This window comes from Pseudoalteromonas sp. MMG013 (genome assembly GCF_018100885.1).
Taxonomy (GTDB): domain Bacteria; phylum Pseudomonadota; class Gammaproteobacteria; order Enterobacterales; family Alteromonadaceae; genus Pseudoalteromonas; species Pseudoalteromonas aurantia.
Genome location: NZ_JAGJEE010000003.1, coordinates 125951 through 138310 on the forward strand (window position 1 = coordinate 125951; position 12360 = coordinate 138310).

Sequence of the window (12360 nt, forward strand, 5' to 3'; positions counted from 1 at the left end):
CTTTTCTTTACACAAACATTACTTGTTAAACGTTTTGTACGCTTCTCTTAATCGAGGTAAATGATGCTGAATGTAGCTTTCAGACAAGCGACTCTGATTAAATAGCTCGGTTTCAATTGATGTATCATTAAATGGCAATTGACCTAACCCAAAAGCAATAGTGTTAGCGTCGTTTCCTACTCTTGTTTGTATACGCTCTCTCCAGTTGCTTTTACCTTTTATAACTCCGTACGGGGTTGTATAGTCTTTACGTGGGGTTAATGGCACAGTTAAGCCAATGCCGACAAATCGACCTTTGGTGTCGAGGTAATACACGTCTAGTGATGTATCGCCAAACCAGAACTTACTGCTGAGTTTATAACCGCTGTCTTTGTTGAAAAACTTACCAATGCTTGCTGATAGGCTGATATCGTACTCTGATAAGTTGTATTGATAACTGGTATTGTAAACCGTTTTGTCACCATCATAGTCTTGATAGTCAAAATAGCCTAATTGCGCACTAATTTGATGTCGGCCATCTTCGCTCATCCACATACTTTGATGTTTAAAACCTAAATAGTCTGTAAAGTCATAGTAGTAGCCAATTTGTGTTTGATTGTAGATATTGAACGACAGCTGCCAATTTTGTTTGTAGGTTAAACTGGTAAGGCCATCTTTATGCCTAAATCGCGTAAAAGACTTGTTATCTTTGAAATCATCGGAAGTGGCAACACCTTGTGTGCCTGTAGCGACGAAAGAACCGCCTTGCCAAACTGGCACCTCTAGTTGTGCTTGTAAAGCGAGGGAATAATCAAGTACGCCAAGCTCAGTAGCAACGCCTTTAACAATATCAGGGCTTAATGTGAGGCGTGGTTTGTAATACGGGCTATTAGTCGAGCCAAAGTTAACCCAAGTTAACCCACCATGTTGTATATTTACACGGTTGGTGATCGCCAAGTTAGGTGCACTACCAGATTGTATAAAATCTCTGTATTCATCTAATTGACCTGATATTTGGATTTGCGGCACTTCAAGTTTTTGTAGCACCAAATTGAAGTCCATACCTGGGTAGTTAAAGTGCGCTTGTAAGCGACCTAATATTAAGCCAATAGCATCCAGTTCATTTTGGTTGAAGACATGGTTTTCAATAATGATGTGTACACTTGATAGGCTATAACCAACATGGATGTTTTCGAACCCATCAGCAAGTAATGCTGCTTTAAAGGCCATGGCTGTTTGTTCTAACTCTGAATCTGTGGCATTGTGTGTCACTAGTTTTGATTTTAGTAGTGAGGGCTTACCTTTTCTAACTGTGTTTTCAGCTTGTTGAGAGCGCTGACTTGTGAGTGCAGCGGCATTTACTTTTGGGTTGTTTGAGTCAGAAGTGATGCTCACCATTTGCGGTGCTGGTTTCACAGGTCTATAACTTGTATGCTCAGGCTTATTGAGTTGGTATATAAGGTTTACCCCAAAATAAATGTCGTCTTCACTTAGCTTATGGTCATAATAGTTTGCTGCCAAACTGATGGCTAAATTATTACTTAACCATTTTTTAGGTACGTGCACTTTAACCCCTGAGCTTGCAGCTTCACCATCGTGTTCTGCGGTAATACTTAGCCAATCAGTCGCATGCCACTGTACACCTGCAAATGCCCCGTCTAGTCGATTTGTTAAATTATCAGTTGAGCCAGCACCCAAAGTTAAATCGAAATCACCTAAACGTTTTGTGGCTACTGCATAATAAGCTTTATAGTTGTTTGCCGCGCCGCCAATATCTTGCGCACCAATGGCAAGTGAAAACCAGTTATGAGGAATGAATGGAAGCTGGTACTTCGCGTTGAATGATAAATCACGAATTTGTTCTTCACCTCTTGCTCTTTCATGAAATAGGTTGTCGTGAATACTCACACTCGCTATTTTTCCACCGACTTCAAGACCATCAAAAACGCCCGCATTTATAGTAAAATTATGGCCATCAACGATATCTTGCCTAAATTCAAGTTGGTTATTATATTGTGTGTGTAGACTGCCAAAATCAGCAGTATAGGCATTAGGAATGTTAATTAACCCAGTGTAGCCATAAAAAGATTGATTATCTGTTATTGCAGCCATCGCTGGGGAGCTTGCTATAAAGCAAGACCATATCATGGTGTTGGTTTTTTTGCGCATGAGTCAACCGTATTGTTGTGTTATTCCGTGTCGCAACAACTCAAAAAAGAGTTTATATGCGTTAAAATATGATTGTATCGAGGTTAATTAAAAATACCAATGAGTTGCGACTAAAGATGTGTAAATTAAGAAGGAAAATTCAAAGTATTAACTGAAATTTATGACTTATGACAAATGTTTATCACTTTCATACTGTAAAGCACACTCTCGCGCTGCATATGGTCATTATTCTGTTGGAACTTTGAGCTTCATATGCTACATTTGTAACGCTATAAGTTAAAATCAGTTGCTTATATAAGCTTTAGGTATAACTTAAATTTGGCAGAAGTTCAGGGAGTGAAAAAAGTCCCTGTTTAACTTTATTAAATTTTAATGTCTAAATTGCCATTAACTGCTGCTATGCATATAGTAGTAGTTGAATTTAATGTATTGTTAACAGCGCACTTAAAAGTAGTTGTTAATTTTGAAAGGAACACAAGGATCAACCATGTTTGCTAATAAAAAATCACTTCTCGCTCTATCTGTTGCTTCTGCACTAACCCTTACTGGTTGTTTTAGTGACGACGATAATAATGTGGTTGTAGAACCACCAGTAACACCTACAGACCCAGTTGTTGTAGCGCCAACGACACCAGATGCGCTGTCACTTGTAGTGAATGGTAGTGTTGTAGATACAGCTAACACGAATGTTATTACAACGGCAAAAATTTCATTTTTAGAAAACGGCGCAGCTACTGAGAATTTAGTTGATGCAAATGGAGCTGTTCTTGCGCCAAGCATTGACACTACCGATGGCGCATTTGTATTCACAAATAAAGAAGGTGCAACGTTAACGTCAGTGACTGCGACGGTATCAGCTGAAGGGTATATTTCTAAAAGTTTTATTATGGACCTAACGGGTGCATCAGGTGTAGTACCTGTGCAACTGGCTTTAACATCAGCAGATGATCCTGCTGTTGTAGCAGACACAGTTTCAGAAACAGTTGCTGGTGGAACGACTGATAAAGAAATTAAAGCAACAGTTGAAAAAGGCAAAGCAGGTGCGGAAGTAAAAATTCCAGCAGATACTGTACTGCGAGATGCAGCTGGTAATGCCATAACAGGTACCCAAGTTTCTTTAAATGTTAGCTCGGCAGATACGAGTTCTAATGTTGCGGGTGCAATCATCCCTGAGGGCTTAAACGCAGGTAGCACGACAACGGTAGCGCAGCCAGTCGGTGTTGCAAACGTTGTAATGACAGATGACCAAGGCAACAAAATTAAGAGCTTTAGTCAAGATATTGAAATCACGGTTGCGATTCCTGCATCGACAGTGTTAAGCACTGGTGAAACGGTTAAGACTGGCGATAAGTTAAAACTGGCTTCACATAATGAAGACACGGGTAAGTGGACTAACGAAACGAACGAAGTTACAGTTGGTGCGCAAACAGGTGATACATTTGCTGGTAGCTTCATGACTGACCACTTAACATTCTTTGCTGCTAATGATGTAGCAGCAATTTGTGCTAACACAATTACTCTTACAACCACTGGTGATGATGTGCCAGCATCTGGCTTATTTGCGTTTATTCAATCACCTAAGCGCTCTGAAACAGTACGTATTACTGGTAACTCAACCGCGCTGAGCTTAAGCGGTGTTGCTGCAACAGAAAATGCAACTGTCACAGTACGAGATGGCAATGGTAACCAATGGGGTACTACAACAGGTAACATCTGTGGTACTACCGAGGTTGCATTATCAAACCCAGTTACATTTGTGGCAGAGTCATTTGCTGTAACGGCAACGTGTGCAAACGATACTAACGTTAGTGCACCACTTGGTGGCGCGGTAGTGTCTTATGCTTTAGCTAATAAAGCACCAGCGGTTGCGTTAGAAACAACAGCGGGTACTTATGCTCTTCCAAATATTGTTGAAGGTACTACTGCTACTTATACAGTAAATGTTATTCCTCGTGGTGTAGTAGTGGCTGATGGTGCGACTACGTCATTCACAATAACGCCAGACGGTACAGATGAGACTGGTGATGTACGTGTAACGTGTGAAACATCAACAACAGGTGCTAACTAATTTAATTAGTTAATACCTTAGTTAAAAAAGCCGCTTTTTAGCGGCTTTTTTGCGCGTGTTTATTTGTATACGTTTAGTGATATGAGCTTAGTGATACGCACTTACTTATACGTGTTTTAATCGTTATCTGGCTGCATTGCCATATGACAGGGAAAAGGGGTCCTGTTTTTTGTGTGGGCCTGTAAGCCACAAAAGGTAATACGGTGTCACTGAGAGAGAGGTTTGGAAAGAGGTTGCCTTTTTATGGCATATCAGTGGTGTCGGGCTAAAAATCGCTGCCAATGTACGTTGTTATTAATCACCCGAATAGGGGCGACGACTTGCTTTAAGATAGCGAATGGCGGTGGCGCTGTTAACACCTCATCTTTTAACCCCAATAAATAATAAAAAGCCGATTTATTGGCTCTTTGTAGCGCTGCAATCCGTATCTGTTGTTCAAAGTTGAGTCTTAAGCTGCTGATTGCGGTTTTTTGGCCTTGTTGATCAATGGAAGGCAAGTCACACTTTTGTAAATAGCCTAACCGTTCACCTTCACCAGAAAACCATATTCTGACCTTTTCACTATAACGACCCGACTTACTGGGTAAGTCATACAGTAACCGAGCGTGTTGTTCATCGGTTACATGTTTGATGTAATCTTCAAGACCAGCTTGCCACAAGGCGGTATGAATGGGAATGAGTCGGTGGCGGATTTTCCCGTGTGTGGTAAAGCTAAAGCAATGTACGCCGTCTTTTTTAATGATATCAGATAAGTTAAGACTGCCAATCTCATCGCTATAAGCACCTGTATAGTAAGCAATTAATGGTAGCCAAAAGTGCCAATGTTTAGGTTGTTCGCGTTTCTGCCTTTCATCAGCGTAAATATAACCATTAAAAAGCGTGTGTAGTTCCATAGCTGAAAATGCTCGGCGGCCTAAATGCGACTTCATGTAAACTATTTACCTACTTAATACCTAAGTCGCTAGTTTATATTGTATTTGTACGCTGGAAAAGAGGCTTGGCAAATATGCAGGCAACTTTACATGGCAATTGGCCGCTTAGTTAACCAGCCTTTACTTACATGTGCTGATAATACCAGCCCAACCAAGTTACTTGGCGTAAGTAATACCGAGGTGTGAATACATGCAGTTTTAAGGGGGATAGTGTATACTGCCGCTCCTAATTTATGCGCTGTTATGATTGGCTTATGGTATGTTTGCCTCGTAATATGATCGCGGTTTAATATCGTTTCTGGATGGGGTTGTCAATGAGCCAAATGAATCAAGTCAAAAGCAATGATCACTTAATAACACAATCAGGTGATTTTAGACGCTTTTCCGTGGCCCCGATGTTGGATTGGACTGACAAACATTGCCGCACTTTCCACCGAAAGTTAAGTAAACATGCGGTACTATATACCGAAATGATCACAACGGGTGCGATTTTGTTTGGCAAGGGCGATTACTTGGCATTTGGTGCACATGAAATGCCAGTGGCGCTTCAGCTTGGTGGGTCTGACCCTAAAGCGCTGGCAGAATGCGCCAAGCGTGCAGGTGAATACGGTTACAATGAAATTAATCTAAATGTGGGTTGTCCATCAGACCGAGTTCAAAATGGCCGTTTTGGCGCGTGTTTAATGGCTGAACCTCAGCTGGTTGCAGAATGTGTGGCTGCTATGAAAGCAGAGGTAGATATACCGGTAACGGTTAAAACTCGTATTGGTATTGATGAGCAAGATTCTTATGCATTTTTAACTGCGCTTATTGATGCATCGAAAAAAGCTGGGTGTGATGATTTTATTATTCATGCACGTAAAGCATGGTTGAAAGGGTTGAGCCCCAAAGAAAATCGAGAGGTGCCACCGCTTGATTATCCACGTGTATATCAGCTGAAACAAGATTTTCCAGAGTTACATATTAGTATAAATGGTGGCGTTAAAACATTGGAAGACTGTCAAAAACACTTGGTGCATCTTGACGGGGTGATGATTGGCCGAGAAGCGTATAGCAACCCGTATATGCTGAGCCAAGTTGATGCACTTTTATATGGCGAACCCGCTTTTACACTAAGTCGGCACGATGTTGTACGCAGTATGTATGATTATTTTGAAGCCCAAATGACGCAAGGGGCTAATTTTTGGCACATTGCGCGTCATATGCTGGGTATTTTTCAAAGTCAGCCTGGAGGCCGCGCGTTTAGGCGTCATTTGTCTGAAAATGGCCATAAACAAGGGGCGGATATCCGCGTGATGGAAAAAGCGTTGGAATGCGTGCCTGAGTAATTACTAGGCTACATTTATTTAATACAGCCATGCAATTAAATTGTGTGGCTTTTTAGTTTAAAACACCACTTTTTAGTCAAAATCATCAATTATCTTTTCTCATAATTTTATTTCTTTCATGTTAACTGGCTGATTTTTAGTTTCTTTTTATCTTTGGCATAAAGATTGGAGTGTATTGTTTATACATTAAGTCATTATTTTATTTACGCCAATGCAAAGGAGCCGACCATGGCCTTAATTAATCGAATTGAAGATATTATTAAATCAGAAGTGTCTGCGTTTTTAGATAAAGCTGAAGATCCACAGAAAATGACATCTCACATTAAAACCGAGTTACGAGATGCCTTGGCTGAGTGTCGATCTATGGCAGCGACCATTATTTGTGAACAAAAGGCACTCACACGGCAAATTGAAACAAAACAAAAGCAAGCTGATGATTGGCAGCAAAAAGCCGAGCACGCATTAACTAAAGCACGGGATGATTTAGCAAAAGCAGCGCTAAATCATAAATATACATTGATTGGACAGATTGATGAACTACAGCCTCAGCAATTAAAGTTAGCTCAAGCGCTTGAACAGTTAAATGCTGATGCAGACCGCTTAATAACTAAAATTAATGCGTTAAGTCATACCGAACAACAGTTGTTGCGACGTGAGCGCGTGGTATCAGCACAAGTACGAGTGAGACAAGCGCTCGCATCAGATAATGTTGACAATGTATTGGCTAGGTTTGAGCATTTAGAACGAAAAGTTGAGCGGATTGAATCTGAAGTTGAAAGCTATGATGTTGGTCAACAGAGTACACAAGCACAATTTGATGCGTTAGATAAAGAGGAAAAGTTGAGCAGTGAATTGGCGTTATTGAAACAGCAAATAGCGGCACGTACATCTCAGGTTAGCGCTTAACTAAAGCCCGTTTTTTTGCAAGTCAGTACATAGCAATAAAGCAACAACATCAGTTATTTTGGAGTTATTATGTATACACAATCTAAATCGAATTTTAAACAGCAGTGTTTTCGTCATATAAAAAATAAGAAGTTGGGCGGTGTGTGTGCTGGGCTTGCAGAGCGGTTTAATATGCCGCGTTGGCTGACCAGAGTTGTCGTCTTGTTTTTATTCTTAAAGTTTCCGGTATTAACCCTGATTGCCTACGGTGTTGCTTATTATACACTGCCAACAAAGAGCCATTAAGGAGGGCGCCATGAAAACTGTTTTCTTAATTCTGATTGCACTTTTTCTTTATTCAACGATTTCATGGCTAAACGCGCCACTTGCATGGCTGGGTATCTCGAATTTTATGGGTGAACTGAGCTGGGTTGGTATGGAATTAGCGGGATTGCTTGTTGGTATTGTCGCGGTTATCGCTTTGTTCGCGTTGGCAAGTATTGGTGTAGTTGGCCTTGGTTTAGTGTTACTAGTTGGAGGCATACTGGCTTTATTATTTAACTCTGTGGTTATTGCGATCCCGCTATTGATGCTGGTGGGGGTCGGTTGGTTACTGAGCGAGGGGGTGTCGACATGATTTTACACGCTATCATAGGCTAATTAGCACGAAATAGCTGACTTCATGGTATGATTTGAACTGTGGCTGTTTTATTTAAGGAAAGCATATGATTGCTAAGTATATTATGTTGAGTTCGAGTTTATTTTTTACAACGTTCGCTTTTTCTAATCAAAATCATGAGCATGTATCTGCTGGTGCACAAAAGCATCATCACAGTGAGATGTATGTATCGATTGATGATGCAAAAATACGGGCTTTTCTTCCTGCTGCAAAATCAACTGCAGCCTACTTTACTTTAGAGAATAAGAAAGATACCAAACTGACTTTGGTTAAGGCAACCATTTCAGGCCTTGGCCGCGTAGAGATCCATGAGCATGTGCACCACAATGGTATGATGAAAATGCAGCAAGTGGACAAACTTGTTATCAAAGCAAAAACGCAAGTGAAATTTCAACCTGGAGGTTATCATTTAATGGCTTTTGAGCCAAAATCAGCGTTAACGACAGGTGAAAAACGCAAATTAACATTACACTTTGCAAATGGCGAACAAGCCTTTACACAAATACACGTTGTTTCTTTAAAAGACTCATTTAAGAAAGTTAAAAACGCACACCATCATCATGAGGAGTGATCATGCAGCAACATTTAAATAAAGTAATAGCAGGCTTCGTCACCTTGTTGTTAGGTGGCTATATACTTGCTATTTATTGGAGCTCTGAGCCAGCGTTGTTTGATGTTATCGCAGCAGCTGAGCAGCAATCACAGCAAGGAACACAGCAGCGAGTGGTTGGCTATGTGACGGCAAACACATTGGTTGAAGTGAGCACGACGTTGTTAGACAAACCCGGTGGGTATTTGTCGAATGATGTGCTGCCGCCAAGTGTGTTTATGGATAATATGCCAGCATGGGAGTACGGCGCACTGGAAATGGTACGTGATTTGGCCTTGTCTATGCGCAAAGACTTTAGTCGTTCTCAGTCACAATCTACAGAGCATTTGGCACTTAAAAAAGCACAACCTCAGTTCAATATTAGTTCTACAGCGTGGGCTTGGCCGAGCGCTGAAGGCGAATACCGAGTGGGTATTGAGTATTTAGTGGCGTATCGCGATCAGATTGCTGATCCGAATAACAGAGACAGTCAGTTTTATGCCAGAGCCGATAATTTACGAGGGTGGTTAAAAGAGGCTGAAAAGCGTTTAGGGAGCTTAAGTCAGCGATTGAGTGCCAGTGTTGGCCAAGATAGAGTAAATACAGACTTAGCTGGGGACAGCGCAGCTCATCAAGCAACCTATGCACCGAGTAGTACCCAAGTTAAAACATCTTGGTGGAAAATTGATGATGTATTTTACGAATCGCGTGGCGCGAGTTGGGCGTTGTTACATTTTTTAAAAGCCGTTGAACACGATTTTGCAGATGTATTGGAAAAGAAAAATGCTCGAGTGAGTTTACAGCAGATCATTCGTGAATTAGAAGCGACTCAAGAAACCGTGTGGAGCCCGATGATCTTAAATGGCAGTGGCTTCGGCTTTGTGGCGAATCATTCATTGGTGATGGCAAACTATATTTCGCGCGCGAATGCAGCACTGATAGAGTTAAGTGAGTTGCTGGCTCAAGGGTAAGCTAGTTTTGCAGTATATTCTGTCGACAAATCAAGTTTATCGTCAATTGATGACGAGTATGCTTTACAGGAGTTCTTAGCAGTAATGGGGTACCAATGTATGGCGACTTATCAAGGAAAATTACCTCACCTTAGCGCCCTAAAAGTGTGCTATTACCGGCCTTAAGCCATCGTAATGTTATGTAAAAAGGCACGTATAGCGCCTTTTTTATGAAGGTTATGAAGTAGTGGCGTATTAAGTAGTAGCGTATTAAGTAGTGCCGTGCTTGTGGTTAACTTAAAGGCGTGATATTTGGCTTTAACGCCTTACAATAAACTACAAAAAATACTCTTAATTCTCTCATATCTTCATATTTTTTCTGTATAGTTAGCCTAAGTTTGGAATAATTACGGCACGCTTCAATTCATAGCTGAAACAGCTGGCATTGAACTTAGTGAACTCTTAGCGCAAGGATCAAAAATGAAAAAGTATTGTTTAGTCGCAGCTTTGTCTATGGCAAGCTTAGCACCATTAGCACAAGCGGATACACTGCTTGGTTTATATTTAGGAGCTGAAGGTTGGCAGGCCGATAGCTCGGGCAGTTACCAGGAAAAAGGTAATGCACAAACATTTGATTTTGAAGATGAAACTTTTACAAGTTTTTATGCTGCGTTGGAACATCCGGTTCCACTGGTCCCTAATATAAAGCTCAGGTACACAGAGCTTGAGCTGAATGGCTCGGCAACGCTTACAGAAACCTTTGAGTTTAATGGCAAGAACTATACCGTTGGTACTCAGGCTAATACCATAACTGACTTAAACCATATCGATTACACTTTGTATTATGAATTGTTTGATAATGACTTAGTGTCATTTGACTTTGGTGTTAACTTTAAGCAGTTTGATGGCTCGATTAAATTGACCGGTACAGCCGATGGACAGTCAGTGACTGAAAGTAAAGACTTCTCTGGTGTGGTCCCTTTGGGCTACGCGCGGGCAGAAGTTGGACTACCTATGACTGGATTGAGCTTATTTGCTGAAGGAAGCATGCTTGCCATTGACGATAGTAAGATCAGAGATTATCAAGTGGGTATTGCGTGGGAGTTTATTGATAATTTAGCGGTAGATGTCGCTGTACGTGCGGGATATCGTTCAATGAAACTTGAACTAGATGATGTTGATGACATTAGTACAGATATTGAATCATCAGGGCCATTCGCTGGTATTCAGCTGCATTTCTAAGCAATATTATCTTTAAGGTATTGTAAAAAACCCTGAGTGTTCAGGGTTTTTTTATGTCCATTGACACTCAAACTCTTCACTGAATATGTGCTCTAGCTGGTTTTTATATTGCTTATTGATGGGCATTGTGATCAGTTTTTTAAGCTCATCACCAGTTTGTGTTAACTTGTAATAGCTGAGTACAAGTTCGTTGCTTTTGGGGGCTAATATAAGTTTTTTTCCTTGAAAAGACAGCGTAAATGGGGTTTCGGGCTTTAGGTTTGATGATTCTATTTCTTTTCTATAAAGTAAACCAATATCCATTAAAGTCAGAATATTAGGAAAGCTTAACCCCGCTTTACTTAAATTAATCGACTCCTTATTACCTTTTTTCAGCAAGTCAAAAAATGATGGTTTTTTGTAATAGCCAATCAAAATTAAGTAGCTGTCTTCTTTTTCTAAATAGCCGCAAAGTGGCGCACACTTTTGTAGCGCAGTGGCTTCTCTTTGCGTCATCAGTTTCAATGTTTGCAAGCTTTTTATTGAAAAAGTACCAGGCGAGACAGTTTCCCCAACGAGAATTTTGGCCCACAGTTTTTGCATGGCTTGGTTCGCAATGTCCTCAGCTAATCCAATAAAGTGTTCTAACCAGTCAGGGTCGGGCCGACCTCGGCTTGTGACATCGGGGCACAGTGCTAATGCTTGACCCATAATGGTTTCGATATTTAACTGTCTTTGAATTTTACTGAGCTGTTGACGCTTTAGCGCGCGTTTCAGCGGACTTTGATTACTTTGCACAACGTAATCAATTTGTGTTTTTCCTTTAGCACTATAACTATCATCAGAGCCACTATGACTGCCCCTAAAAGGCTTTTTAATCATGGTGATCCCAAGTTTTTCTTCGATTAATAATGCCAGACTGGATTTAACTTGTGCATTTTTTACGGTCATGGGTCTGCCTGTAATTTTAACTGTGAGTTTAGGTTGTTTGTAGCTGAGATAATCATTTGTTTTAAAAAGAATTCACAGTAAAGTGCCATATACCCTCCGAGTATGCTCGAATGAATGGTTCCGTTCAAGTACCATTCAATTTTTGTACTAGATCCTGTAGGCGTAATGGTGAGTTTTCCGTATCCTGTGTGCTCGTCATTAATGAGCACAGAAAACGCCATTCGGTTTGTGGTTTGCTCTACAATGGTTATTTCTAAATAGCCAATGGTATGTTCAAGTTTTATATGTGCGCCTATACCTGTACTAGGAGTAGATATTTTGGGAGACGTTAACCCCGAGTAGGTATGCCAAGCCATGATTTCAGGCCAATTTTTAAGGTCTAACAACAAGTTAACATCTGAAGTGTTTTGAGTTTGGATTGTTCTGCTTTGAGTAACTTGATATTGATGTGGCAGTATTAGCCCAAAGATTATGGCTAATAGCACAACAGATAGCAGTGCTTTCACAGCAGATATGAATAGTTTAATAATTAACTCCTAGCTTTATTTATCAACTTACTTCACGCAAGTGTTTGAACATCGTCTATAATATTTCTTGGGTGTTAATAAA

General features: G+C 40.6%; 12 protein-coding genes. 8 read left to right on the plus strand and 4 right to left on the minus strand.

The window, feature by feature from the left end:
• Window positions 1-18 precede the first annotated feature (18 nt).
• A complete protein-coding gene (locus tag J8L98_RS04125; protein WP_247682428.1) occupies window positions 19-2148 on the minus strand; it encodes a YjbH domain-containing protein in 2130 nt (709 codons plus the stop codon).
• Between the two features lie 487 nt (window positions 2149-2635).
• Between J8L98_RS04125 and J8L98_RS04130 the strand changes: the two genes are divergently transcribed.
• The gene (locus J8L98_RS04130) at window positions 2636-4216 is read left to right on the plus strand and encodes a hypothetical protein (protein ID WP_210995429.1); all 1581 of its coding nucleotides are present in this window, start codon (window positions 2636-2638) and stop codon (window positions 4214-4216) included.
• 251 nt (window positions 4217-4467) lie between these two features.
• Here J8L98_RS04130 and J8L98_RS04135 read toward each other — a convergent pair whose 3' ends face one another.
• Complete coding sequence (locus tag J8L98_RS04135) at window positions 4468-5145, minus strand: hypothetical protein (protein ID WP_210995430.1); 678 nt, start codon at window positions 5143-5145, stop codon at window positions 4468-4470.
• A gap of 317 nt (window positions 5146-5462) precedes the next feature.
• On the opposite strand from J8L98_RS04135, the gene dusA reads away from it, so the two are divergent.
• From dusA to J8L98_RS04170, 7 genes are all read left to right on the plus strand, one after another.
• Window positions 5463-6476 carry a tRNA dihydrouridine(20/20a) synthase DusA gene (gene dusA / locus J8L98_RS04140; protein ID WP_210995431.1) on the plus strand — a complete coding sequence of 338 codons (1014 nt, stop codon included), beginning with the start codon at window positions 5463-5465 and terminating at the stop codon, window positions 6474-6476.
• 228 nt (window positions 6477-6704) lie between these two features.
• Window positions 6705-7382 (plus strand): PspA/IM30 family protein, encoded by a 678-nt coding sequence (locus tag J8L98_RS04145; protein WP_210995432.1) that lies wholly within the window; start codon window positions 6705-6707, stop codon window positions 7380-7382.
• Window positions 7383-7451: 69 nt separating this feature from the next.
• Entirely contained in the window at window positions 7452-7667 is a 216-nt protein-coding gene (locus J8L98_RS04150) for a PspC domain-containing protein (RefSeq protein WP_210995433.1), read from the plus strand.
• 10 nt (window positions 7668-7677) lie between these two features.
• A complete protein-coding gene (locus tag J8L98_RS04155) occupies window positions 7678-7998 on the plus strand; it encodes a hypothetical protein (protein WP_210995434.1) in 321 nt (106 codons plus the stop codon).
• Between the two features lie 88 nt (window positions 7999-8086).
• The gene (locus J8L98_RS04160) at window positions 8087-8611 is read left to right on the plus strand and encodes a copper chaperone PCu(A)C (protein WP_210995435.1); all 525 of its coding nucleotides are present in this window, start codon (window positions 8087-8089) and stop codon (window positions 8609-8611) included.
• 2 nt (window positions 8612-8613) lie between these two features.
• Window positions 8614-9600 (plus strand): DUF2333 family protein, encoded by a 987-nt coding sequence (locus tag J8L98_RS04165; protein ID WP_210995436.1) that lies wholly within the window; start codon window positions 8614-8616, stop codon window positions 9598-9600.
• A gap of 459 nt (window positions 9601-10059) precedes the next feature.
• Entirely contained in the window at window positions 10060-10821 is a 762-nt protein-coding gene (locus tag J8L98_RS04170) for a TIGR04219 family outer membrane beta-barrel protein (RefSeq protein ID WP_210995437.1), read from the plus strand.
• Between the two features lie 51 nt (window positions 10822-10872).
• Here the strand turns inward: J8L98_RS04170 and J8L98_RS04175 are convergent, their stop codons facing one another.
• Together J8L98_RS04175 and J8L98_RS04180 are read right to left on the minus strand one after the other, a co-directional pair.
• Entirely contained in the window at window positions 10873-11751 is an 879-nt protein-coding gene (locus tag J8L98_RS04175) for a TIGR03899 family protein (RefSeq protein ID WP_210995438.1), read from the minus strand.
• Window positions 11748-12257 carry a hypothetical protein gene (locus J8L98_RS04180; RefSeq protein ID WP_210995439.1) on the minus strand — a complete coding sequence of 170 codons (510 nt, stop codon included), beginning with the start codon at window positions 12255-12257 and terminating at the stop codon, window positions 11748-11750. The genes J8L98_RS04175 and J8L98_RS04180 overlap by 4 nt, the downstream gene beginning before the upstream one ends.
• Window positions 12258-12360: the final 103 nt, after the last annotated feature.

What these genes read in the sequence shown, in the direction of transcription:
- J8L98_RS04125 (WP_247682428.1), bottom strand. Translation starts at nt 2,148, where the DNA reads ATGCGCAAAAAAACCAACACCATGATATGGTCTTGCTTTATAGCAAGC.
- J8L98_RS04130 (WP_210995429.1), top strand. Translation starts at nt 2,636, where the DNA reads ATGTTTGCTAATAAAAAATCACTTCTCGCTCTATCTGTTGCTTCTGCA.
- J8L98_RS04135 (WP_210995430.1), bottom strand. Translation starts at nt 5,145, where the DNA reads ATGAAGTCGCATTTAGGCCGCCGAGCATTTTCAGCTATGGAACTACAC.
- dusA (WP_210995431.1), top strand. Translation starts at nt 5,463, where the DNA reads ATGAGCCAAATGAATCAAGTCAAAAGCAATGATCACTTAATAACACAA.
- J8L98_RS04145 (WP_210995432.1), top strand. Translation starts at nt 6,705, where the DNA reads ATGGCCTTAATTAATCGAATTGAAGATATTATTAAATCAGAAGTGTCT.
- J8L98_RS04150 (WP_210995433.1), top strand. Translation starts at nt 7,452, where the DNA reads ATGTATACACAATCTAAATCGAATTTTAAACAGCAGTGTTTTCGTCAT.
- J8L98_RS04155 (WP_210995434.1), top strand. Translation starts at nt 7,678, where the DNA reads ATGAAAACTGTTTTCTTAATTCTGATTGCACTTTTTCTTTATTCAACG.
- J8L98_RS04160 (WP_210995435.1), top strand. Translation starts at nt 8,087, where the DNA reads ATGATTGCTAAGTATATTATGTTGAGTTCGAGTTTATTTTTTACAACG.
- J8L98_RS04165 (WP_210995436.1), top strand. Translation starts at nt 8,614, where the DNA reads ATGCAGCAACATTTAAATAAAGTAATAGCAGGCTTCGTCACCTTGTTG.
- J8L98_RS04170 (WP_210995437.1), top strand. Translation starts at nt 10,060, where the DNA reads ATGAAAAAGTATTGTTTAGTCGCAGCTTTGTCTATGGCAAGCTTAGCA.
- J8L98_RS04175 (WP_210995438.1), bottom strand. Translation starts at nt 11,751, where the DNA reads ATGACCGTAAAAAATGCACAAGTTAAATCCAGTCTGGCATTATTAATC.